The 25,180-nt window shown below is 50.1% G+C and carries 17 protein-coding genes and 2 pseudogenes; 12 read left to right on the top strand and 7 right to left on the bottom strand.

Annotation, left to right across the window (positions count from 1 at the left end):
- Positions 1–57 precede the first annotated feature (57 nt).
- On the top strand, positions 58–1,962 hold the full coding sequence (locus ACES2C_RS16735; protein ID WP_374164213.1) for a DUF3857 domain-containing protein: 1,905 nt from the start codon (positions 58–60) through the stop codon (positions 1,960–1,962).
- Positions 1,963–1,978: 16 nt separating this feature from the next.
- Here ACES2C_RS16735 and ACES2C_RS16740 read toward each other — a convergent pair whose 3' ends face one another.
- From ACES2C_RS16740 to mutS, 4 genes and pseudogenes are all read right to left on the bottom strand, one after another.
- Entirely contained in the window at positions 1,979–2,587 is a 609-nt protein-coding gene (locus ACES2C_RS16740; RefSeq protein ID WP_374164214.1) for a thioredoxin family protein, read from the bottom strand.
- A gap of 4 nt (positions 2,588–2,591) precedes the next feature.
- A complete protein-coding gene (locus ACES2C_RS16745; protein ID WP_374164215.1) occupies positions 2,592–3,083 on the bottom strand; it encodes a TlpA disulfide reductase family protein in 492 nt (163 codons plus the stop codon).
- Positions 3,084–3,134: 51 nt separating this feature from the next.
- Entirely contained in the window at positions 3,135–3,686 is a 552-nt protein-coding gene (locus ACES2C_RS16750; RefSeq protein WP_374164216.1) for a C40 family peptidase, read from the bottom strand.
- 32 nt (positions 3,687–3,718) lie between these two features.
- Positions 3,719–6,327, bottom strand: a pseudogene (mutS, locus tag ACES2C_RS16755) (DNA mismatch repair protein MutS).
- 193 nt (positions 6,328–6,520) lie between these two features.
- Here mutS and ACES2C_RS16760 point away from each other — a divergent pair.
- From ACES2C_RS16760 to ACES2C_RS16785, 6 genes are all read left to right on the top strand, one after another.
- Positions 6,521–7,753 carry a DUF6600 domain-containing protein gene (locus tag ACES2C_RS16760; protein WP_374164217.1) on the top strand — a complete coding sequence of 411 codons (1,233 nt, stop codon included), beginning with the start codon at positions 6,521–6,523 and terminating at the stop codon, positions 7,751–7,753.
- 617 nt (positions 7,754–8,370) lie between these two features.
- The gene (locus tag ACES2C_RS16765) at positions 8,371–10,782 is read left to right on the top strand and encodes a SusC/RagA family TonB-linked outer membrane protein (RefSeq protein WP_374164218.1); all 2,412 of its coding nucleotides are present in this window, start codon (positions 8,371–8,373) and stop codon (positions 10,780–10,782) included.
- Complete coding sequence (locus ACES2C_RS16770; RefSeq protein WP_374164219.1) at positions 10,779–11,468, top strand: hypothetical protein; 690 nt, start codon at positions 10,779–10,781, stop codon at positions 11,466–11,468. Before ACES2C_RS16765 ends, ACES2C_RS16770 begins: the two co-directional genes overlap by 4 nt.
- Positions 11,469–11,505: 37 nt before the next feature.
- Positions 11,506–12,990, top strand: coding sequence for a RagB/SusD family nutrient uptake outer membrane protein (locus tag ACES2C_RS16775; RefSeq protein WP_374164220.1), 1,485 nt, complete (start codon positions 11,506–11,508; stop codon positions 12,988–12,990).
- Positions 12,991–13,034: 44 nt separating this feature from the next.
- Positions 13,035–15,602 (top strand): glycerophosphoryl diester phosphodiesterase, encoded by a 2,568-nt coding sequence (locus ACES2C_RS16780; RefSeq protein WP_374164221.1) that lies wholly within the window; start codon positions 13,035–13,037, stop codon positions 15,600–15,602.
- A 12-nt stretch (positions 15,603–15,614) separates the two neighbouring features.
- Complete coding sequence (locus tag ACES2C_RS16785; protein ID WP_374164222.1) at positions 15,615–18,431, top strand: glycoside hydrolase family 2 TIM barrel-domain containing protein; 2,817 nt, start codon at positions 15,615–15,617, stop codon at positions 18,429–18,431.
- A gap of 94 nt (positions 18,432–18,525) precedes the next feature.
- Here the strand turns inward: ACES2C_RS16785 and ACES2C_RS16790 are convergent, their stop codons facing one another.
- Positions 18,526–18,996: a hypothetical protein gene (locus tag ACES2C_RS16790; protein WP_374164223.1), complete on the bottom strand. Its 471-nt coding sequence runs from the start codon at positions 18,994–18,996 to the stop codon at positions 18,526–18,528.
- Positions 18,997–19,452: 456 nt separating this feature from the next.
- On the opposite strand from ACES2C_RS16790, the gene ACES2C_RS16795 reads away from it, so the two are divergent.
- The 5 genes and pseudogenes from ACES2C_RS16795 (at position 19,453) to ACES2C_RS16815 (ending at position 21,712) form a co-directional block, all read left to right on the top strand.
- Entirely contained in the window at positions 19,453–19,734 is a 282-nt protein-coding gene (locus ACES2C_RS16795; RefSeq protein ID WP_374164224.1) for a hypothetical protein, read from the top strand.
- Positions 19,735–19,929: 195 nt separating this feature from the next.
- Positions 19,930–20,348, top strand: a pseudogene (locus ACES2C_RS16800) (ferritin).
- A gap of 74 nt (positions 20,349–20,422) precedes the next feature.
- Positions 20,423–20,662, top strand: a complete 240-nt coding sequence (locus ACES2C_RS16805; protein ID WP_374164225.1) for a YtxH domain-containing protein — start codon at positions 20,423–20,425, stop codon at positions 20,660–20,662.
- Positions 20,663–20,732: 70 nt separating this feature from the next.
- Positions 20,733–21,449 (top strand): DUF3291 domain-containing protein, encoded by a 717-nt coding sequence (locus ACES2C_RS16810; protein WP_374164226.1) that lies wholly within the window; start codon positions 20,733–20,735, stop codon positions 21,447–21,449.
- A gap of 14 nt (positions 21,450–21,463) precedes the next feature.
- Positions 21,464–21,712 carry a hypothetical protein gene (locus ACES2C_RS16815; protein ID WP_374164227.1) on the top strand — a complete coding sequence of 83 codons (249 nt, stop codon included), beginning with the start codon at positions 21,464–21,466 and terminating at the stop codon, positions 21,710–21,712.
- 350 nt (positions 21,713–22,062) lie between these two features.
- Here the strand turns inward: ACES2C_RS16815 and ACES2C_RS16820 are convergent, their stop codons facing one another.
- A complete protein-coding gene (locus ACES2C_RS16820) occupies positions 22,063–23,721 on the bottom strand; it encodes an FAD-dependent oxidoreductase (RefSeq protein ID WP_374164228.1) in 1,659 nt (552 codons plus the stop codon).
- Positions 23,722–23,787: 66 nt separating this feature from the next.
- Positions 23,788–25,179 carry a sensor histidine kinase gene (locus tag ACES2C_RS16825; protein ID WP_374164229.1) on the bottom strand — a complete coding sequence of 464 codons (1,392 nt, stop codon included), beginning with the start codon at positions 25,177–25,179 and terminating at the stop codon, positions 23,788–23,790.
- Between the last annotated feature and the right edge of the window lies 1 nt (position 25,180).

Consider the following 25,180-nt stretch of genomic DNA (forward strand, 5'->3'; position numbering starts at 1 on the left):
AGTTAGATGAATGTTCTTTGTGGCCACTTAAAGACAAATAAACTTCACAAAAAAGATATGATTAAAAGACTGGTCATGTTTCTCCTTCTGGCCGGCATTTCTAATGCCTTTAGCCAGGACAATTACGCAGTCTCGGCCATACCCAGGAATCTGCTCTACAGGGCGGGTGCTGTGATCAGGAACAGTGAGATGGTGATGGTAGTAAACGCGCCCGATGACGTTTCCTATAAAGAGCGTTGCGCTGTGACCATTATGAACAGTGCCGGTGACGATGAGGCCCGTATCGTAGCGTCTTACGACAAGGTCAACCAGATCCGCGGAATCAGGGGGACGATCTACAACGAGTTTGGCATCCCTGTGAGCAAATTTGCAGAGCGCGACTTTGACGACAGGAGTGCTGTGAGTAACATTTCGCTGTATGAAGACGACCGGATGAAAGTGTTTAAGCCGGCACAGGTTACCTATCCCTACACGATCGCTTATGAGATCGACATACGGATGAGACAGTCGCTCTTTTTTCCGAAGTGGCAGCCCGTCACAGCAGAGGGAGTGTCTATTGAAAAAAGCTCTCTTCAGTTCAGCTGCCCTGCTGACTTCGCCATCCGTTATAAAGCCTTTAACTACAAGGGCGCAGTTGAAGAAGGCAGTGACAAAAATCTTAAGACCTACAAATGGCAGGTAGCCAATGTAGGCGCTATGCGTGCAGAACCTTACAGTCCGAACCCTGAAGCTTATATGACCTCTGTCCAGCTGGCGCCGGTCAATTTTGCTTACAGGGGAATAAAGGGAAGTTTCAAAGACTGGGCCGAGTACGGAAAATGGATGTCAGAGTCGCTGCTTAAGGGGAGAGATCTTCTTCCGGAAGCTACCAGGCAGTATGTTCACCAGCTTGTAGACAGCATAAAAGACCCGAAGCTGAAGGCCAGGAAGCTCTACGAATACATGCAGGATAAAACCCGCTACATCAGCGTTCAGATAGGGATCGGAGGATATCAGCCTTTTCCCGCAGCAGAGGTTGATCGGTTCTCGTATGGCGATTGTAAAGGCCTGGTCAATTACACCCGGGCATTATTAAAAGAAGCAGGAATCGACTCCTACTACTGTGTAGTAAATGCTGGCGGATTCAAAAAAGATGTGACTGCCGACTTTGCAAGCATGAACGACGGCAATCATGCCATTCTGTGCGTTCCTTTTAAAGCCGACACGGTGTGGCTTGAATGTACAGACAAGAAGAGCCCCTTTGGTTTTCTCGGCTACTTTACCGACGACCGGCTCGTCCTTGCCTGCACGCCCCAGGGCGGTAAAATCCTTCGCACTCCGAAGTTCGCTTCTTCCGACAACCTGCAGGTTAGGAAAGCGACCTTTAAGCTGGCAGAGAACGGCGACCTCAGCGGCAAGATCAGCACACGTTTCGAAGGCACTCAGTATGACAATCATGATGAGCTGGACGGAGAACCTTTAAAAGAACAACTGAAGAAGATAGCCGAGCTCTACCCCCTTCCGAATCTTCAGGTACAGACCTTCGATTTCAGGAGAGAAAAAAACGGCAAGCCCGTCACCACCGAAACGTTTGATTTTAACTCCCGCGCATATGCTTCAGCTAATCAGGGTCAGATGTATCTCTCGTTAAATGTGATCAATAAGGAAAAGCGTGTTATCCCCGACATGCGAAACCGAAGCAACCCACTTTATATCAACCGCGGATATGTGGATGAAGACGAATACGTTTTTGAGATTCCAGCAAAGGCGCAGGCTGACTATATTCCCCGTCCCGTCGTAATAGAAAAGCCTTTTGGCTCTTTTAGCTCTACCGTGTTGGTGGAGGGAAAGACCGTGCGCTACAAACGCATCGTGAAAATGAATGAAGGCTCTTATCCTAAAGAGGCCTACGCCGATTTCGTACGCTTTCATCAGGAGATCGCGGAGAGTGACAATGAGCGGCTCGTTCTCAAGTTTCAGTAGAGCGGAAGACTTTCGCTTAACTCTTCTTCCACTTGATGGTGCATCCCACAGCCTTTGTTACCGGGGTGGCAGGTTTTTGTCCTGCAGCCAGACTGTTAATGGCCTCTTCCACGAATTTTTTACGTGAAGGATTAGCTTCTTCAGTATCATCATCGATTGCGCCGATGTAAGAAACGACGTTTTCTTTTGAGGTTTTCTGAAGAACGAAAATATGAGGCGTTCTGGTGGCGCCGAACTGCCGGGTTACCACATGTCCGGGATCAGAGAGATACGGGAATGCGTACCCCTTCTCTTTGGCACGCTCCTGCATCTTCTCATAAGATTCCCCCGGCTGAACATCCGGATCATTAGGATTGATTGCGATTAGCGGATAGCCCAGCTTCTGATAGCTGGCGCTGAGGTCCATGATCCTTTTCTCGTAGGCTTTTGCAACCGGGCAGGTATTGCAGGTGAAGACAATGATAAATCCCTTCGCGTCCTGATAGCTGGCTAGCGAGACCTCTTTACCGTCCGTATTCTTCAGACTGAAATCTTTGGCCACATCGCCAATCTGATAACCCCCTGTAGTTTGAGCACTGGCAAAAACTCCGGCCATCAATAAACAAATTAGCAGTAATTTTTTCATGGTATTATGGCTTTAATGATTTATATAATTTCTCCAGTTCTTCGTAGCTAAACTCCTGCTCCTTAAATAACTTAATATTTTTCTTTTTGTTGACAACCAGCGTAGCGGGAATAGAGCCCGACCACTCTTTGCTGATTTTTTCAATGTACTCCTGCTGATTGCTTTCGTTCAAGAGGAAGACCTCATTCTGAAGGTGGTTTTTCTCAACAAAAGGCCTGACTGCTGTTTCAAGTTTGGACCGGAAGTCCAGGCTTACCAGGAGTACCTTCATCGGTTCCTTCTTATAGGTTTGGGCCAGACGTTCGAAATGGGGAAGTTCAGCAACGCAGGGAGCGCACCAGGTTGCCCAGAAGTTGATGATATAGGTGGTATCCTTTCCTGCCGTCAGCCGGCCTTCCAGCTCGTTTATTTTTAGCAGTTTAACGGTCTGTGCTTTGACATTCAGTGTAATTGCCGAGGCAACAAGAAGGACGACCAGCAAGCAAGCTCTTTTCATTATCTTAAAGATAATAAGAAGGTCACTGCTGGTTGCATTCCAGCAATAAATTTACTGTTCTTTTACCGAGCCGCCCCGCGAGAAGTACTTATAGTACCAGGAGTCTTTCAGGTCGCTGATGATCACACCTCTTTTGGTTGACACATGCACAAAGCGGTTATTCTTTAAATAGATTCCCACATGGTCAAACTTTCGCGAAAAGTCAAAGAAGACGAGGTCGCCTTCCTGCAGCTCTTCTTCGTACTTTCGTTTCACCTGATCTGCCATCTGTCTGGCAGTACGGGCGGTTCTTCTGTTATAGACCTCTTTTTGAAGGATGCAGGTAAAACCCGAACAATCCGTACCTCTTTTATCCATGCCCCCATCCTGATGCTTAACGCCGATCCAGGAATCGATGAACTTATAGAGCCTTTCATTGCTTATCTCACTGGGCGGAACATCGAGCAGAGCCGCATACCGCTCTTTCAGAGAACCGCTGACGGTCCTGCCTCTCATGGAAGAGGCATCTGTGTAAACCTTGCTGCTTTTACAGGAGCTCAGGCATGCCAGCAATATGATAATCAGTGCAACGTATCTCAGCTCTCTTCTTCTCTTATGGTTCATGTCTTCCTTATAACTCACTTTGGGCACGCTGGTTAAGCTTTCAGCAGCCTCTGAATATCGTCGAGTTTCATTAATGCTTCGACAGGAGTAAGCGTATTCACATCGAGGTTATTCAGCATGTCACGGATCTTTACCAGTACCGGATCGTCAATAGAGAACATCTGAAGCTGATACGCCTGCTGCTGCACTTTTTTAATGCTGTCCTTGATATGCTCGCCTCCTGTCCGCTCCTGCTCCAGTCGCTTTAAGATCTCTCCCGCACGTGAAATAAGCTTAGGAGGCATGCCGGCCAGCTTGGCCACGTGAATCCCGAAGCTATGTTCGCTTCCGCCCGGTACAAGCTTTCTTAAAAAGATCACCTTGTTGCCTACCTCTTTCACCGAAACGTTATAGTTTTTGATCCGGTTAAAGGAGTTTGCCAGCTCGTTCAGCTCGTGGTAGTGCGTCGCAAAAAGTGTTTTGGCCTTTGCAGCCGGTTGATTATGGAGAAATTCTGCGATTGCCCAGGCAATCGAAATTCCGTCATACGTAGACGTTCCCCTGCCTATCTCGTCAAGAAGGATCAGGCTTCGATCCGACAGGTTGTTCAGAATACTGGCTGTCTCGTTCATCTCAACCATGAACGTCGATTCTCCGGAGGAGAGGTTGTCTGATGCTCCTACCCGTGTGAATATCTTGTCGACCAGACCTATTTTAGCTTCTTTGGCAGGAACAAAACATCCGATCTGTGCCATGAGCACAATGAGCCCTGTCTGGCGCAGGAGCGCCGACTTTCCCGCCATGTTTGGACCCGTTATGATGATGATCTGCTGGCTCTCTGTATCGAGGAACACATCGTTTGTGATGTAGTCTTCTCCGACCGGAAGCTGTTTTTCAATGACCGGGTGCCTGCCTCCTTTTATGTCCAGTACATTGTCAGGAGTGATATGCGGTTTGCTGTAGTGATTCTTTATCGCTACAGTAGCAAAGCACAGTAATACATCGAGTTGAGCAGTGAGATGGGCATTCAACTGAATCGGTTTGATATACTCCGACAGGGCATACACCAGCTCGTTGTAAAGCCTTGTTTCCAGGGCCAGGATCTTCTCCTCTGCGCCCAGGATCTGTTCTTCGTACTCTTTCAGCTCTGGAGTGATATAGCGCTCTGCGTTGACCAGCGTCTGCTTCCTGATCCAGTCGGCTGGTACCTTGTCTTTGTGCGCATTGGTGACCTCGAGGTAATACCCGAACACATTATTGAAGGCCACTTTAAGTGAAGGTATGCCCGTAGCTTCTGCTTCGCGCTTCTGAATTTCAACCAGGTAGTCCTTGCCGCCAAAGGCGATCTTGCGCAGACGGTCCAGTTCCTCATTCACGCCTTCTGCTATGACGCTGCCCTTGGCCACCATGACGGGCGGATCCGGATGAAGCTCCTTTTCAATTTTATCCCGGATCAGGCCGCATGGGTTCAGTTGCTCCGCAATTCTCCTTAAGGCCTCGCTCTCTGACTCTGAGCAGCAGTTCTTTATCTGATCAATTGAATAAAGCGCTTTCTTAAGCTGACATACCTCTCTTGGATTAGCACGCTGCAGTCCGATCTTTGAAATGAGCCGCTCAAGGTCTCCAATCTGCCTGATCTCCTGCAAAAGCGACTCCCGCCTCTCTTCATTTTGGATGAAATAATCCACGACATTCAGGCGATCTTCTATGGGCTTCTGCTCTTTAAGCGGCATCACGATCCACCTCCGGAGCATCCGGGCACCCATTGGCGAGCAGGTCTGGTCAATAACATCAACAAGGGTAACTGCATTTTCATTTGCTGATCCGATCAGCTCCAGGTTCCGGATGGTAAAGCGGTCGAGCCACATATACTTATCCTCTTCAATCCTGGCAACAGAAGATATATGCTGGAGGTTACGGTGCTCGGTCTCATTGAGATAGTGCAGGGCCACACCTGCTGCTGTGATCGCCACCGTCATCCGTTCCACCCCAAAGCCCTTCAGTGATTTCACTTCGAAGTGCTTGAGCAGCGTTTCGTGGGCATAGTCACCTGTGTAAGGCCATTCGTCAAGCGAGTAGGTATAAAAGCGGTCACCGTAGGTTTCGGTAAAATCGCGGTAGCGGCTTTTTGGGAAGATCACTTCACTCGGCTTGAATCCCTGCAGCAACTTGTCAATGTAGTCGCTGCTGCCCTGTGCTACCAGAAATTCTCCCGTAGAAATATCAACGAAAGCTACCCCTACCGTATTCTTCTCGAAAAAAGAGAGGCCAGATAGTTATTCGACTTTTGCTGTAGGATATTATCGTTATACGAAACGCCCGGGGTTACCAGTTCGGTTACTCCGCGCTTCACAATCGTTTTTACGGTTTTGGGATCTTCGAGCTGGTCGCATATGGCCACGCGCTGACCGGCTCTCACCAGTTTGGGCAGATAGGTTTCGAGTGAATGGTGCGGAAAGCCCGCCAGTTCAATATGCGAAGCTGACCCGTTTGCTCTTTTTGTAAGTACGATACCCAGAATGCCCGAAGCTTTGACGGCATCCTCCCCGAATGTTTCATAAAAGTCACCGACCCTGAACAGCAATAAGGCTCCCGGATATTTGGCCTTGATGCTGTTATACTGCTGCATTAAAGGGGTTTCTTTTGTAGTGCTCTTTGCCAAGCGAATTCTCCTTTTAAACCCGCTAAGTTAAGTCATTATGCCTTAATCCCCCTTTCTTGTTGAAAAAAGAGCAATTGTGAATAGCGTGCATGCAACCTTTCTCACTCTTTCGCTCGTCTTATCTCTAAAGAAGATAAAACATACGTGGATAAACCATTTAATGAATCTTTGATCTAACCATTAAACACACACAATGAATACACCTAAGAAAATTATGCTGTTTAGCCTGCTGGTGCTCGCCGCCAGTGTCCTCAGTCCTCCTGCACAGCTGCTTGCACAGCCCGGGTCGTCCGTGTCATTAGAGGTTTTTTACGATCAGCTGGCTCCTTACGGACGCTGGGTCGACTACAGAGATTACGGGAGGGTTTGGATCCCCCGTGTAGAAGCGGATTTTCAGCCATACGGCACGAGGGGCCGTTGGGTGGTAACTGAATACGGCAACACCTGGGTGTCTGACTACGACTGGGGATGGGCGCCCTTCCATTACGGTCGCTGGCTCTTCGATGATGCCTATGGTTGGATATGGGTGCCAGGAAATGACTGGGGACCTGCCTGGGTAAGCTGGAGATCAGGAGGAGGATATTACGGATGGGCGCCTCTTGCCCCACGCATGGACGTGAGCATTCACATCGACATTCCCCTGCTCCGCTGGATCTTTGTGCCTGAACGGTATGTATGTAGTCCTTCTGTTTATTCCTATTGCGTGCCGAGGCCGCGGGTGGTGAATGTGTACCACTCTACCACTATCATCAATAATATCTACGTGAACAACAACCGCCGCTATTTCTACGGTCCAAGACCTCAGGAGCTTGAGCGTGCTACCCGGCGTCGCGTGCAGGTTCAGCATCTCGACTTTCACGATCGTCCGGGAAGAATGATCGTCAGCAATGGAACGGTCCGCGCCTACCGTCCCGGGATACGTGAAGGAAGAACAGAAGATCATCGTTTTGATGGCTATAACGCCCCCTCCCAGCGGCCGCGCCCTGATTGGAATGGCCGCCCTCAAAGGGACGGAGGACCGGAGTATCGATACAGAGACCGCGATGATCAGGCCGGGCGTGACGTCAGGAATGAGAGGTGGCGGAACCAGGACAAGCAGAACGGTCAATCCTGGGGAGCTCCTCCTGAGAATACCGGGAGCCCGCGGGGCCAGGAACGACCGTCTTATAGTCCGGCTGAACGGCCTTCCCGCCCATCCCGCAGCGGCCAAAGCCCCTCCTTGCCTCAGGGACAGGAACCCTCATCTTCGGAGCCGGCACCACAGAGAAATGGAATGGAAGGCAGAGGAGACAGATGGTCCAGGCCTCAGCGAAGTGAACCGGAAAGACAGGAGCGCGCACAACCTCAGCGCGGTGACCGCTCTACCCAGCCAGGAGAAGGCTACCGCATACGCCCCGCTCGTGGAGCGCGATCTTTTGCAGGCTGATATTCGTCCGTTTCTGCTTTATGCAAAGTAGAGGGCGTCCGCGAATTGAGCGGAGAAAAGGCGGCTAAAGTCAGTAAAGGCTTGGAAATTGGAATTTAACTCCAGCTGCCGGTCTGGTCGCACAGAGACGACTGAAGTCAGTTAATGGTTCTTCGCTGTCTCTTGCAGGTAGCGAAGCGATCTCATTGGCACGCGCAAAAGTCAATTAACATTCCAGATCACTTAGTTGCACGACCGTGCTGAGGCCTTTTGATAGATAAGCGATCATCGTGATAACCTGGCACATGAGTTTTAATGAGCCTCTAAAAAGGTGATGAACCGTCTTAATAGCATAGCGAAGTGCTCGCATTAAGGCCGCCTAAAAAGGCAAATCTGATCTCAATAACATCCGAAAATGGCAGCGTCAACACCGCTGCCATTTCTTTTATAATAATCTCGCTTTCATGGGAAGGCTCCCAACAATTGGGAATGTTCCCAGCATTTAACCTGCTTTCATCCCCCTGTAAAAAGGTGCCTCTCCTATTATTTTTGAGTAAACCAACCGGATGTTCTTTCTCTCTCAGCCTGGTTGCGCACAGTCTGAGAGGTCAGGGCTGACGGGCTCAACTAACCATATTATGAAAGCAAAATTTACTTACCTGCCGTCGCAAACGGTAATGTCAAAGCGGCTGCGGCCACATCTCAGGACAACCGGCAGTGTAAAGCTGCTGTACCTCTTAAAATTAGTCTCGTTTTCAGTGCTGTTATGTCTGTCGTCCGTCTGGTCTCAGGCTCAGGAACGAATGGTGACCGGAGTAGTAAGGGACGGAAAAGGCTCTCCTTTACCAGGCGTGACCGTGCGGGTTAAAAATGAGAAAAGGGCCGTGATGACCGATCCAAACGGCAATTTTCGCATTCCTGTATCGCCCGGATCTTCTGCGCTGGTCTTTTCATTTGTCGGCTTTGAAAATCAGGAGCTTCCCATATCAAATGAGAGGATGAGCGTTACGCTCAGAGAGTCGAGCAAGAGCTTAAATGAGGTAGTGGTGGTGGGCTACGGTACACAGCGGCGGGCTGCTACAACGGGCGCTATCGCCTCTGTGAAAGCTGCCGACATCACCCAGTCGCCTATTACAAACGTAGCTCAGGGAATCCAGGCCCGGGTAGCCGGCCTGCAGGTGACGCAAAATAATGCAGCGCCCGGGGGAAACATCAGTGTAAGGGTGCGCGGAACCAACTCCATCAATGGCTCTTCAGAACCTTTGTACATTATTGATGGGATTCAGATCTCGAATGAAGGCAGTGCTAACTCGATCAGCCCGCTGTCGACGATCAATCCGAACGATATTGAGTCGGCCGAAATCCTTAAAGACGCTTCTGCAACAGCAATCTATGGTGCGCGTGCAGCAAACGGGGTGGTTCTGATTACTACCAAGCGAGGAAAGAATGGTCCCACGCGTGTAGGACTGGAAACCTATGGTGGCGTGCAGGAAGTGACAAAAACGCTCGACCTGCTCAACGCGACTCAGTTTGCCGAGCTGGAAAATGAAATTTATAAAAATGCCATTTATACAGATCCTGCTTCGCTCGGGAAGGGCACCGACTGGCAGGGAGAGATCTTCCGGAAGGCGGGCATGCAGAATCACCAGCTGTCCATAAACGGCGGAACAGAAAAGACGCAATTTTCTCTTTCTGCAAACTATTTCGATCAGGACGGGTTGGTCATACGGTCCGACTTCAAAAGGTATTCTCTTCGCCTCAGCCTCGATCATAAGGTAAATGACCGCTTTCGGATCGGAACCACCATTTTGGGAAGCAACTCCATCAGCAATACCGTGCCTACTGCCGTCAGCAGTATGGATGGCCCTATTGCCACCACTAGCATAATAGGGGCAGCCCTTGCTGCTCCACCTTCTCTCGTCCCGTATCGTGAGGACGGAAGTGTGCTGCCTACTGCAGACCAGTTCAACGGACGCTATCGCGAAGTGGCTAATCCCGTAGGGCTGGCTCAGATCCTGAACCGTACCAATCTGAAGCGCACGCTCACGAACCTATATGGGGAAGTCAACATCCTGAAGAGACTGACCTATCGCGCTTCTTTCAATGTTGATTTTTCAAATTCCCTGAACGACTACTACTCACCCCTTTCCATCATTGCCCAGGTGGAGCGGAATGCCAATTCAGGAGCTGCCCAGAAAAACAATCGCTACACCACCGATCTGCTTCACGAGAGCATCCTGACGTACAACGGTGCTTTTGGCGATCATTCTCTTAAGGTGACGGGCGTCTTCGGCACTCAAAGCAACACCTTTTCGGGAAACTATATCAACGCATCCGGCTTCCCTAACGACGTGACCGGAAACGAATCGGTAGGCATAGCCACCAACCGCACCGTCTCCAGCGAAAAGACAAGGGCAAGGCTCGACTCCTACATGGGCAGAATAAACTATGGGTACCGGAACCGTTATTTTCTTGATCTCACTGCCAGGGTCGATGGAGCGTCTAAGTTCGGTGAGAATAACAAGTACGGCTTTTTTCCTGCCGCTGCTGTTGCCTGGAGGCTTATTGAGGAACAGTTTATGAAAGATCAGAAGCTGTTCAGTGATTTTAAGCTCCGCGCCAGTTACGGAGTTACGGGTAATGCCGCTGCTATATCGCCCTATCAGTCGCTCTCCCTTTTAAATCAGGGCAGTGATTATGTCTTTAACCATGTGTATACCATCGGTATCAGCCCGGTGGGCATTGCTAACCGCGATCTCCAGTGGGAAAAATCAAAGCAGCTGAACGTGGGTCTTGATGTGAGCATTTTGAACGACCGCATCAGCCTGATCGCCGACGCCTACAATAAGAAGACCGACGGACTGCTGTTTGTAAAGAACCTGCCCCTCTCCTCGGGCTACGCCTCCTTTCCGGGAAACTTCGCCAGTATCGAAAACCGGGGATTGGAGTTCGCGCTGAACGCGCGCATCCTCGATGGTAAGCTCAAGTGGAACGTCAACGGAAACATTTCGTTTAACCGCAACAAGCTGGTCAGTCTTGAGGGGGGATGACTGAGTTTGTACTAAGTCCTTACAGCGTTTTGCAGGTAGGAAAGCCGGTTGGCATCTTTAAGACCTATGTCTTCGAAGGTATTTACCAGACAGGCGAAACCGTGCTGCCGGGTTCGGGAAGCCGGGTCGGTGGAACAAAAGTAGCCGACCTCAATAAGGACGGTGAAATCACAGCCGCCGACCAGACCATTACCGGTGACTCGAATCCTGATTATATTTTCGGGCTTTCCACCAGTCTCCGCTACAAAAGGTTTGATCTTGCCGCCTTCATTTCCGGGGTGCAGGGCAACCAGCTTTATAACCTCAGTCGTTATAGTTTTGAAAATCCCCTTGGAGGACGCAACCTCCTTGCGGGAGCCGTTAACCGCTGGTCGCCTACCAACCCCAACAACGACTATACCAACGGTGCGCAGGGAGGCCGAATCCCCGTGTCCGACCGCTTTGTGGAAGACGGCTCCTTCATCAGGCTGAAGAATATCAGTCTGGGTTATACCCTCCCGCGCATAAAGGGTGTCTCTAATGCACGCATTTACGTGAGCGCCAATAACCTCCTGACCATCACCGACTATTCAGGTTATGATCCTGAGGTTAATACGTTCGGAGGATCTAATGTGCTGGTGGGCGTAGACAACCTGGTGTACCCTACCGCTAAGACTTTTCTCTTAGGCCTTCAGATCGGATTTTAACAGTCTATTCAGTTTAAAAAATTAGTCGGACGAGATCATGAAAACTTACCATATACTCCTTATGTCACTTGGCCTGCTGGCCGTTACAGCCTGCAGTAAACTGGATGAGCAGACTTATTCATCCATTCCCTTCGGTGAATACTATAAAACAGCGGCTGACGCCGAAGGAGCAATAACTGCTGCCTTTGCTCCGCTTGCTGACCTCTATTTTACAGCTGGAACCTGTGCCAGTGATTTCAGTGCAGACCAGACCTATCCCCGTGCAGTGGTTGGAAGGAACACGCTCACTCTTTTTAATTACGATCCGAATTACACCACTCAAAAGAGCTTCGCGCGTGACAACGAGTCGCCTCTCCATATCTGGAGAAGCTGCTATGCCGGCATCGAAAAAGCGAATGTGGTGCTGGAGCGCGTGCCTGATATTGTGATGGACGAAAAGAGGAAGAAGGAAATTCTTGGTGAAGCCTCTTTCCTCCGTGCGTTCTACCACTGGACACTGACGAAGAACTTCGGCGACGTTGTGCTGAGGACGGCATCAAGTTCAACTGCAGAAAAGGCTTATGCACCTGTGGTACCTAAAGCCGACGTATACAAGCAGATCTTTGCCGACCTGGACGCAGCAGTCGCTGCCCTGCCATCCTACACTCCTTCGCTAGTTAAAGGCAGGCCCTCGCGTGAGGTAGCCATTGCCCTTTATGCCAAGGCAGCACTTTATGCAGAAAATTATGCTCTGGCACTATCGAAGGCGCAGGAAGTGCTGAGTTCGGGGAAGTATGAGCTTGTTGACGACCCTACAGATCTCTATTCTGTTACGAAAGAAGATGACGCCAGAAAGGAGAATATGTGGGCTTTTGAAGCAGAACGCACTACCCCCGGGCGTACGCATCAGCTGACCGGACTTTATGGCCCTAAGAACAGCGATGCGCCGTCTTATGGCGCTTCAACCTTCGGGTCAATCTATGCCTATCAGGCCTTCTTTGACTCATTTAACCCACTTGACGAAAGGCGCAAGCTGCTCGACACTACCTACATAAACAAGAGCGGCGCTGTGGTGCATCAGAAGGACGTTACCCCTATTACTCCTAAAGGCGTGCAGGTAAAGAAATACCAGGATGCGGGCGCGCAGGGCGGAAACGTGTCGATTAACGTCCAGATCCTTCGGCTTGCCGATGTATACCTCATAGCAGCAGAAGCAGAAGTGCGTTTGAATGGCCCCACTACTCTCGCTTACGGTTATGTGAACAAGGTGAGAGAAAGGGCCGGGCTCAGCGGACTTGCCTCCGGCCTTACGCCGCAGCAATTTATCGACGCCGTGCTGCAGGAAAGGTCCTGGGAGTTTTTCGGGGAAGGCGACCGCTGGTATGACCTCACAAGAACCAACACTTTTATGGCGGTCATCCCCAGGGCAGTGAACGATGTTTATCCTGTCAGGACGCCCTCTGCCAGGAATCGTTATTTCCCCATCCCTCAGGATGAGATCAATGCCAATCCCTCCATTCAGCAGAATCCGGCGTGGCGATAGAAGGAATAAACTGATCTTTAGGCTATCTTGTGTTCGAAACCGTCATGATAAAGAAATTTGCAGCACTCATCTCCTGTCTGCTGGTCTGTGGCGTCCTGGGCGCACAGACCGGCACGATGCTCCTGCAGAACAGGAGCCTGAAGCTTGGATGGACCCGCACTGCAGCGGGCTGGACACTGACCTCTGTCCAGCTCAATCGCACCGGAAAATGGGCGGCAGCCGGTAAACCTTCAGGGCAGCACCTTTTTATCTACACAGCGAAAAAGCCTGCCTTAAAGCCCGACACCGTGTTTAAAACCATTACCGGTGAGGTGTTCCCTGGCGAAAATTATCACTACCAGCTGGAGCAATGGGCGCTCAGCACCAGTCCTGTAGCGCTCAATACAGCCGGCACGGCATACTGGTCATACCCCCTGACGGGCGAGCGCACGTCTTCAGGTATTCGCTTCAGCTCAGAAAATGAGGTGGCGGAACTGACTACCGAGTGGAGTCTCGACAGTCTCTATCCTACCGACATCGTAGTGCGGCAAACGCTGAGAGCAAAGCGGAGCGGCTACTTCTCGTGCGCTAGTCCAACACTCACTACGATACCCGAGACAGAGTTGAGCTGGGCAACTGTCCCTGGCTATTTTCAGGGAAATTACCTGCAGAAAAACTTCGCTCTTGCTTACGCTTATGGGCATGGCATACCTGCTCTGCCCGCCGTTTATCCTGAAAGATGTGCGTCCACCCTTAGTCCGATCGTCAGTAACCGGGCTGGCCTGAGCTTTTCTGTTATCCCGCGGCCTGGCCTCGGGAGGGATCCCTGGGAAAAAGATCGTTCTACACAAGGCGACTGGTTGCTGGGGCTGTCGCACATGAACAGGAAGGGCGCGCTTAGTCCCACGCTTTATTATCCTGTTCTGGGCGAGAAAGGCTCAAAGCTGGAAGAAGGACAGACTTTATCATTTCAGTTCAGATATTCGATCACGGACGGCGACTGGTTTAAGGCGCTCAACCATGCCATATACGACGTGTATGGCTTTAAGGAATCGCTTGCCCTCCGCAAGAATCGGCAATCGCTGAGTCGCCGGGTGGAAAGGATGCACAGCTACCTGACTGATCCTGCCACCTCCATGTGGAATGTTGAGGATTTTGAAAACAGGAAAATAGGCGCTCAATCGTATCTGGGAGGAGTTGTGGGCTCGCAACGCGACGCGATGAAGAATTCCGACTATGGCGCGATGTGGATGCTGGCGAGTCTGACAAGCGATCCTAAACTAACCAGGGACCGCCTGCCTTATGCGCTTAACTTTAAACTGGCTCAGCAGCAAACCGAACCGGGCTTTTTTGAGGGCGCTGCTGTCGGGCAGTATTATCTTGCTAAATCTAAAAAGTTCGTTGAAGAATGGGGAGAGGTGGTAGAACCTATCGGGCTCACTTATTATACCATGCTCGACGTGGGCAATATGCTCCTCTTTGAACCAGGGAACAAGGTGCTCCGGGAACGTCTCAGGATGGGAGCCTCTTCTCTGCTCAGGTGGCAGAAAGCAGATGGAAGCTGGCCCGTCGCCTTCGACCGGCACACAGAAAAAGAGGTGTTTAAAGACCTGGAGGATCTCCGTCCTACCTTCTATGGCTTGCTCGTGGCCTACCGCATCCTTGGTGATGCGCGCTACCTTCAGGCGGCAAAGAAGGGCGCCGACTGGCTGATTCAGAACGCTGTTCGCACAGGCAGCTTCCTGGGAGTATGTGGAGACGCGCGTTACGCTCCCGACTTTGCTACTGCCCAGACCGCGCAGTGTCTTCTTGATCTTTACGACGTGGCCAGAGAAAAGAAGTATCTTGAGGCCGCAGTAGCAACGGCCAGAATTTATACGGCTTCCATTTATACCCACCCTGTTGCGGGTGCTGCGGAAAAAGAAGTCAATGGTGTAAAGCGTGCCGACTGGGAAATAAGCCAGTCGGGCTTGAGTTTTGAGCATGGCGGCATATTTGGTTCGGCAAACCGCGAGGGGCCTATTCTGCTATGTAGTCACGCTCCTCTTTTCATCCGCATGTTCGCCATTACCGGTGAGCCCCTCTTTGCCGACATGGCCAGGGCTGCGGCACTCGGGCGTGATGCCTTCGTTGACGAAAAGACGAGCGTGGCCTCTTACTACTGGCTGGCTATGAATAAAGGAGCAGGACCCTACCCCCACCATGCCTGGTGGCAGGTGGGTTGGATCACCGACTACCTGCTTTCGGAAGCAGAACTGAGGTCAGCAAAGACCATTACATTCCCAAGGGGGTTTGTCACGCCAAAGGTAGGTCCCCATCAGACCTACGGCTTTCAGCCAGGCAGGATCTACGGCGAGTCTGCCGAACTTATCTCCTCCGAAGATCTGATCAGCTCCGACAGCCCCGATGTGGAATACCTTGCTGCCAGAGGAAAGGATAAACTGTTCATTATCGTGATGAATGACGAGCCGCGCGAGCTTACCGCGACTCTCAGCTTTGGGAAAAAAGCAGCTGCCTTTAAAATTGTCTCTGTCATGGACGGACGGGGCAAGAAGCTGTCGTCTAAACCGATAGAGACGAATACTCCCCTTGCGCTCCCTGGCTACGGCTTAAAAACACTGGTGTTAGAATAAACAGATCCCCTTATGAAGATAAATAACCTGCTGCTGCTCATTGCCCTTACATGGTGTGGCAGCACGCTGCAGGCCGCAACGGCCGACACGCTTTTGCTGAGCGGAATATGGAAGTTCAGGACCGATCCTTACAATCGCGGGACAACCGCCGGATGGTTCCATCGGGTCTTTGAAGACTCTTCCTGGGAAAACATGGCTGTCCCTTCCAACTGGGATCTTTACAATGAGTATTCCCATTACGTGGGCAAGGCCTGGTACAGGCGCAGCATCAAGATTCCCGACTGGACCGATAAAACGCTCCTGCTTATGTTCGATGGTGTATATCATGATTCCAGGATCTGGATGAACGGCAAGCTGCTGGGCAGCAATGACAATGGCTTTCTCCCCTTTTCTTTCGATGTAAGCGATGTGGCGCAACGCGGCGGCGAGAATGAAATTGTACTATGTGCTGATAACACGAAGAGATTAGGTGCCATTTGGAACTGGGGAGGAATTCGCAGGGACGTGAAGCTGGTAGCGGTTAGTCCGGTGTATATCCGGCAGCAGCATATTACCCCTCTTGTTGATCTGAAAACAAAAACAGCGCAGGTAACGGTCAAGCTTTTTGTTAGGAATGCCAGCCCGCGTGTAAGGCAGGTACAGGGATCCGTCCATCTCAGGGCGGGCCGCTTATACTCCGAGGTACTTCCCTTTTCGGCATCCATTCCCGCAAACTCCGAAAAGGAGGTTTTTGTCAGGACCTCCCTGCCCGCGGCTAAAGTACACCTGTGGAGCTTCGACGACCCGTTCCTGTACAGCTGCAGTTCAGTGCTCAAAAGCGAAAGCGGATCCTCCAATATGCAAACAGATCGCTTTGGCATCAGAAAGATAGAGGTAGACCATAAGGCCTATACGTTCAAGTTAAACGGCGTGCCGGTCCGCCTGATGGGCTTTAACCTGGTACCCGATGACCGGACGACGGGCAATACCCTTCCACCCTGGAGGATTATGGAGGACGTGGATTTGATGAAAAGTCTGGGCTGTAACATGACGCGCCTCACCCATCAGGTGATGCCGCGCGAGATGTACGACTACCTCGATGAGAAGGGCATACTCGTATTTCCTGAGGTGTCGCTATGGGGCACCGATCAGCAGGTGGATGAAAGGCAGCATGCACCAAAAGACTGGCTGAAACGCATGGTGTTTACCCACTTCAACCATCCCTGTATAGTAGGCTGGAGTGTCGGAAATGAGATTGGACACAATCCCCGCGTCATGAGCTATGTTAATACGGCGATCAAGGAAGCGCGGCAGCTGGACACTAGCCGGCTTGCGGTGATGGTGAGCCATACAGCCGACCGTACTCCCGATCCTATTCAGTTCTCTGACCTCGGCCTCGTCAATAAGTATGGACAGGATCTGGCTAATGTGACCAGCAAGATGCATCAGAACCACCCCGATAAGCTGCTTTTCTATTCAGAGTATGGCATCGGGCAGTTTTCCGAAGAGCTCGACGGCAACCTTGATGCTGCGACCCTTCTTAATTCCATCCGGAACCGGCCGTACCTCATGGGCGCTTCGCTCTGGACTTTCAATGATTACCGCAGCAATTATGAGGGCACTAAGGAAGCCTCGGAAAACCGGCCCTGGGGAGTGGTAGATGTCTTCAGACAGAAAAAGAATGCCTACTACAGCTTTCAAAAAGAATATTGCCCGATTAAATCCTTCAGCGCAGATCTGGCAGCAAAGGGCGGGTGCGTATTGACGATAGTGCCACGTGCTGCACTGGACCTTCCGGCTTACCCGCTTCACGGCTACAAGGCAGCGTGGACAGTAAGAGACTCGAAAGGTATGGTGCTGGAAGGAGGCATTCTCGCGCTGAAAGACGTTGCTCCGGGCGACAAAGCCTTCCCTCTGCACTTCAATCCGAGAAAGGTAAAACAGGCAGTCGCACTGGAAGTATCCCTGCTGAGCCCGTTAAATTATTCAGTTGCCGACACTACTATTGCACTTGCGACACCTGAAGCCCCCAGGGTGCTTCATGCATTTGGAGCACGAACCTTGCAAAACTACGCGCCGGAGAAGTCGGCTTTTATCCGGCTCATCTTTGAAAAAGTTCCCTTTGCCGGCAGGTACAAATTAAGCTACGGAACCGGTCAGTTCGAGGGCGAAGCCTATACGGATAATAAGTCCTATATCGATATTAAACAGCTCGACTATAACAAGGATTACAAGCTGAGGATTAGCGCCCTGAACTCTCTGGGCGAAAGCAAAGCTATAGAAGTGGGAAGAGTGACGACAGACAGCATTCCGGGCCCGCCTTTCATTCGTTATGATGAAGCAGCAGATGGAGGCTTCTTCATCGGTTATGAAACTGCCCCAGACGATTATGTTTTGCAGGTTCAGTATTACGCCCGCCCGGGTGACCGGGAAAAAGCGGACACCCTGCAGAGTACCAATAAGGGCGTTCTTTTCGTGCCGGGACTGAAGAATCAGCAGAGCTACTATTACCGCATCCGCCGCCTCAAACAAAACAAGCTTGAGGGCGCCTGGTCAGAAGAAAGGACAATTGTTCCCGACGGAGGCACGCCGCCGCCTGCACCGGTTGTGCAAGGGGTGATCCGCGGCGACGGGCATACGCTCATCTGTATCAAGCCGATTAAAAAAGCTACTGGTTATGTGGTTGAATACCGGCCGCTTTCGTCGCAACGGTGGACCACCACTTATGTTAATGCTGCCCAGGTGCGCTTTTTGCCGTTGGCCGATATCAGGACTGGTACCAAATACGAGTTCAGGGTTGCGGCCAAAAGTGCCGGCGGACTCTCTCCTTTTCAGTCGATCAGGAACTAAAGTGATTGCTTTGAGACAGCCACTTTAGTTGCGCTAAGTTATCAAAATACCCATTGTTATTTAAAAACTCTTTTTATTCTCTTTCCATGTATCGCTATTCGTTGTCCTTTAGTCTTTTATCCAAATCAATCTCCCGCGATGCTTTATCCAGATTTTCTCTAAAGTTTTCGGCAATATTTTGATCCTGGTATTTTGCCTGGTCGCTGCTCATGTCGCCCGCATTTCCGGCGTCAAAGGCGGCTTGTTCGCTGCCGGGAGGATTGTCGCCAAGCTGGTTTCGCGTAACCGGGGCCCCGGACCCGCCCCCAACTTCGTCTCTGCCTTCAACAGGTGCAGAAGTGAGGGTTTGCAAATCCTCTTCTCCTTCAGACGGCTCGGTGGTGCTTGCGTCGATATCATCGTAATCGCCAGAATCTTCATTTTCTTCTTCGATCCGTTCCACCAGATTGGCGTCGTTTAACTGCTCCTGCTCTTCCAGACTCAGGGGATTGGTGTCGTTCATACTTTGATCGTCCTGGCCCTGTATTTCGTCATCTTCCATCGGGAAATTTTCTTTCTCTATCATAGGTAGTTGCTTATAGTTTTTCATATATAGGAACAGGCATTGCGCTCAATTGTTCGTTCGGGCTGTTCTCATTGGTTAAACGTACGCACTATCTTAAAATACCGGTCCTGCTTAGAACGACTGCCTTTTGGCGCATCCGCTTTGTAGGCTGAAGAAAGACAATCACTCCTTACTAACAAACATTTTGAAAAACAAACCACTGCATCTTGAGCTACTTTCGATAAGGCCAGATAATAACGAGGCACTACCAAATGAAAAACACCGGCTAGTAACGACGGCGTCTGAAGCTATGCCAATGAGGCGGGAGAAAAATGGACTGCGTTTTAATAAAATCGTCAGGTTATTTGGACTAATTATAAACAATGCTTAGCTTTGTGTATCAGAGATGGAAAAAGAAAGCAGATTAAAACTGATAGAAGTTTTTACTACAGCACATGGCCATGTATGGCAGTGTAATTGCAGCAATGCTTTTTTCTCGATTTTCAGGGTGTTCGCACTACTCTTGGTATCAGAAACCTGCTTGATCTCACCAGAAGGATCAATGCGATTAATCTGGCGGAGATGCTTTGCAATCCTTCGCGTCATGCCGACATTGCACTGGTGATGCCTCACTATACCGACCGCTGTTTCGCACTTACAATTACTGAGGTGATTGATTTAAAAGATTTACTTAACGGAGCGAAGGCTATGATCCAACTCAATAGCATGATCCGTGAGTGCTTCTGCCAGTTTGCCTGATTTAGATCAATTCTTTTTAAGCCTATCGTTCTGACATTTACCCCTTTTTCTTGTTACATTTACGATATAGTAAATAAAAAATGAATGTATATGAAAGATCTTCTGAGACTGCGCACCTCTCTTTCTGAAGAAATTGAGACGCTTTTGAACGAGCAAATAAAGATGGAAGCTTACTCTTCCGCGATATATCTGGCCATGTCTTCGTGGTGCAACCGTAATGGATATGATAACAGCGCGGGCTACCTTGAGAAACAATCCGGAGAAGAAAGAGAGCATATGCTTAAAATCTTCCGCTATGTGAATGATATGGGCGGGCATGCTATTTCTCCCGAAATAACGAATATCCCTCAGGATTTCGAGTCGTTTAGGGGGTGTTTGAAACGGCCCTGCAACAGGAAATTAACGTGACTGCGAGTTTTAACAGAATTGCGGATCGCTGCTTTAAAGTGAAAGACTTTATGACGTTTCAGTTCCTGCAATGGTTCCTTAATGAGCAGCGCGAGGAAGAATATGTAGCAAGAAGGATACTTGAACTGTTCGACGTGATCGGTGAAGAAGGCACCGGCCGCTGGCAGATTGATAAAAATATCCCTTCCGTTAGCTATTCGGAGTAAAAAGCGCTCCTGCGTTAAAGATTGGCATGATGTTTATTCATTCTTAGGTAAATCAAATTACTTGACTTATGGATATGAAAAACAGATCAACAATTGCAGGAGTTGTGCTGGCCGGGCTGGCAACAGGTGCTGCAGCATGGTATCTTTTCGGTACCTCTAACGGGAAAGAAGTTTGTAACAAGCTGATGAGCTCTGTTAAAGACATGAGCGGATCGATGAAAGACATGAGCAGTTCAGTAATGGACAAGGCTCATGACACCATCAGCCAGCTCAGCGACCGTGTAAACGGAGTATCTGACAGAGTAATGGCGTAATTACTATAAAAATATCTATTTTTGAGGCCCTGCAAAGGGCCTTTTTTATTTTAGAATAGTGTCAGCTCATATGGTGGTTTCGTTTACAGTTGTAAGATATCCGAAGAGGTATATACCGCTGGCATTTCTGGCAATGGCGATACACCGCTTACCTTTGGCACTGAACCGGAGCTGTTCGTTCTGGAAGCTGATGGGATCAGGGAACAAGGGTAGCTTTGACCTTACACCCGACCTCAGGCAATGGGCCCTGCTTGCCTCATGGGAGTCTGAAGAGGCTTTCTACCGCTTTCATAGCAGTTCTTTTATTGGCCGCTGGTGGAAGACCCTTGCGTTGGAAAGCTGGACTATTCTCTGCTCACCGATAGCGGGGCACGGTCAATGGGACGGACGGGCTCCTTTCGAATACGATTCATCGCTCGCGGGCTATAAAGGTCCCCTCGCTGTTTTAACCAGAGCCACCATAAGGCCTGCGCGGCTCAGAAACTTTTGGTCTAACGTGGGCAGCGTGTCTTCAATCATGTCCGCCGCTTCCGGATATATTCAGTCTTTCGGAGTTGGTGAAGCCCCCGTATACAAACAAGCCACGTTTTCACTTTGGAAATCTTCGGAAGAAATGAAGAACTTTGCATATGCTTCGCAGGAGCACCGGGAAGTGATCAGGAAAACCAGAGAGGAGGGCTGGTATAGCGAAGAGCTTTTTGCTCGCTTCAAGCCCATTGCTACCCTCGGCTCAATAGGCGGACGTAATTTTTCAACCGAACTTTTTGATCTTACATCAATATCTTAAAATCAATTACTACTATGCGTATAGTTGCTGAACTACCCAGGCCCGACTGTAAAATCACCATTTTTTCTCTCAACATGAAATATCTCGTCAAGTTTGAGCAGGGCACCCTGGAGCAGACTTTTAAGATCTCCGAGCTTGATATTACCGGAGGTATAAACGGCATCTTCCAGATACTCGACGAAGAGTTTATTACAGCTGTAGTGAAACGCTTTGAGAATATGCGTGAGGACCTGTCCGCTGCCTGGAAACGTCACGAGGTGTGATGTTTTTATATATCTATCGTCTCTAACTAATAGTAAAATAGAGAGTTATATCGTCGATCGAAATTTTATTTGGTTACATCCTGCCCTCCTGGAGCAGGGTTTTTTATTTATGTAAAGTGATAGGACGGGTCGGTTTTAGTAAGCTTCTGTTTAATAGTGCGTTATAATGCACTTCAAAATTTTATTTTGTGGTTTAAATGGCGGCTATTTATACAATTTATGCAGAACTCTTCCCCATCAAGCTGTTTCATGGGCCGCTTGATCAAGTACGTGCATATGCTTAGCCGGCAGGATTTAGACGGTTGCCCGGGGTACAACTTGGCAGGTATCCTGCCTTCTGGGCTGTGCTCCTAGACTTCTGCAAGGTATTCGTGGACGAACTTAATTGCCATAGCTCCTTCTCCTACTGCTGAGGCGATCCGGTTCATGGCCCCTGAGCGTACATCGCCGGCAGCGAATATTCCCGGACTGCAGGTCTCCAGCAGAAAGGGCTCGCGCTCAAGTTTCCAGAACTTCCTGTAGTTAGGCGAGAGCGTAAGATCTCTTCCTGTTTCGATAAATCCTTTGTCGTTTTTAATTATATTGAGGCCGATCCAGTCGGTATAGGGACGTGCGCCGATAAAGATGAATAAAGAATCTGCCGGGACGGTCCTCTTCTGTCCGTTTTCTTTGGTGAGCACTAGCTCCTGAAGACGCTTCTCTCCTTTTGCTTCGGCAATCTCTGTATTGCCGAGAACATGGATGTTTCTGGTGCTGTTAATCTGATCGATCAGATACTGAGACATGGTGGACGAAAGCGACTCTTTCCTGATGACGATATGCACGTTAGCTGCATACTTTGCAAGATGCATGGCCGCCTGACCTGCTGAGTTTCCTCCCCCTATTACGTAGACTTCCTTTTCCTGGCATGCCTGTGCTTCTGTCATGGCTGCACCGTAATAGATGCCCGCGCCGGTAAAGTCTTCAATGCCTGGTTTGTCCAGCTTACGGTAGTCGACACCGGTCGTGATCACTACACTCCTCGCATTAATCTCAGTTCCATCAGACAAGGTAATAATCTTATATTGACTATTGAGGTTGATGTCTGTAACTTGCTGTTGTGAAATCAGTTCTGTTCCGAAACGCTGTGCTTGCGTTACTGCCCTTCGCGTAAGTTCAGATCCGCTTAGTCCGGTCGGGAACCCCAGATAATTCTCAATACGGGAACTCGTTCCTGCCTGACCTCCCGGTGCCTTTCGTTCTATTAGCAGGGTTTTCAATCCTTCTGACGCCCCATATACGGCAGCTGCAAGTCCCGCCGGCCCTGCTCCAATAATGACGACGTCGTAAAGCTCCTTGCTTGCTCTGGCCTGCAGGCCAAGTCGTTCTGTAATTGCGCCCAGCTGCGAGTGCGGCAAATAGGATCCGTCTTCAAAGAACAGGACTGGCAGTGAGCAATGATCAATCTGATTGAGCTCAAGAAGTTCTTTTGCTTTTTCATTTGTTTCAATATCAAGCCACTGATAGGGAAACAGGTTCCCCGAGAGGAAATCTTTCAGCTCGTGCGACTTAGGCGACCACTGGTAGCCGATGATCCTGATGCCCTGGTAGTTCGGTGAATAGGTATATTGCCACTCTTCGAGGAGATCGTCGATCACAGGGAAGAGCCTTTCTTCAGGAGGGTTCCAGGGTTTCATGAAGTAATAGTCGAGCTTCACTTCGTTAATTGCTTTAATAGCAGCCTCTGTGTCGGAGTAGGCGGTTAAAAGGACGCGCCTCGCTTCCGGGTACATCTCCCGCGCCTTCTGGAGGAAATCCACGCCCAGCATCTCAGGCATACGCTGATCGGAAATGAATAAAGCGATCTCCTCGCCTTTGTTCTTCAGCTCTACCAGGCTTTCCAGGGCCTCCCTGGCTGAGGCAGTGCTCAATATTTTATAGTCTTTGCGGTAACGGATGCGTAAATCGCGCACCAGGGCTTGCAATACCTGCAAATCGTCGTCGAGTGCAAAAATAACGGGTTGTTTCATGTTAAATAGTAGTCGTTCTATGGTTTAGATGCTTTCTCCTTCTGAGTCCTCCCTATCGGGGTCAGACTAGTCAAGGGGAAAGCAGATCTGAAAAGCTGTCTTCCCTGGTTCTGATTCCACCTTGATGCTTGCGTTGTGATGGGCGACAATCTTGTGCACGATATCGAGCCCCAGTCCGGTGCCTTTCCCAATGTTTTTGGTGGTAAAAAAGGGTTCGTATATATGGGGCAAAACGTCCTGAGGAATCCCGTGACCGTTATCTTCAATGCGGACCATAAGCTTGTCTCCTTCCTGGGCAGCGCTGATGGTGAGTTTTCCTCCGTCGGGCATGGCATCGACGGCATTATCAATGAGATTCGTCCACACTTGGTTCAGTTCGCCGACAAAGGCCTGCACCTGGGGGAGCTTAGGATCGAAGCACCGTTCTACGCGAATGTTTTTCTCTTTTAATTTATGAGTGAGTATGGTCAGGGTGCTGTTAATGCCCTCGGCAACATTTGCTCGTTCCTTATCACGACCCTGATCCATGTGCGAATAGGTCTTTACGGCGTTTACCAGTTCGGAAATACGATCAGTAGCTGCCTGGATGTCGCATATTGCTCTTTCTGTCTCCAGAGTGCCGGCCAGCCATTCGAGTATGTCGGGCAGGTACTGCTCTCCCATAATTGCTGCCACGGCTTCAAGGTCGCGGATCTGCACATTCCAGCTGGCAAAAGTGGCCCCAAGGGTGAAAGGGTCAGCTGCACTGTGCTGCTCCAGCCAGTCAATGATCTCTTCTTCCAGGCTGCTGCGCGCCATCAGGGATAGGTGGCTACGCAATCCCTGCTCAATAAGCGGCAGGATCAGTGCATTCAGCCGGTCGATCTGATCAGGGTCAGGGCATATCAGCAGGATCTTCTTCAGCTTTTCGGGCCCGGCGTGGTGCAGGCGCCTTAATTCTGAAGCACTCCTGACGATGGCCGACGCTGGATTGTTCAGCTCGTGCGCTAGTCCTGCCGACAGTTTTCCCAGGGCTACTAGTTTCTCCTGCTGTTGCTCGTTGCGCGTGAACTCGCGTACGCGGTCAGTCATCAGTCCCACTAATTTTTGGATCATCTCAGGACTCCTCTGCTCCAGCTCGCTGAAGTGCTCTTTGTGCAGGCGGAGCACGGTAGAGGGCAGATGAGCAGCCGCCCGTCCTCCGGAAACCTTTAGCCGGGAAAAAGGCAGATAGCCGGTGATCTCACCTTTCTTCAACAAGGCGAAAAAGCTGTACCGCCCGTTTTGCTCTACGCTGAGGTTCAGCTGCCCCTCCAGCAGGAGGAACATAAAATCTGCCGACTGGCCAACGTCGAACAGGATGTCGCCGGCGTCCAGTTCAAGGATATCGGAGGAGGCTAGGAGCCACTGCAGATGCTCCATCGGAATACCATTAAAAACCGGAAGTGTCTGCAGGTAATGAGAATCAAAAGCTGGCATA

The organism is Arcticibacter sp. MXS-1, from assembly GCF_041902385.1.
GTDB lineage: Bacteria > Bacteroidota > Bacteroidia > Sphingobacteriales > Sphingobacteriaceae > Arcticibacter.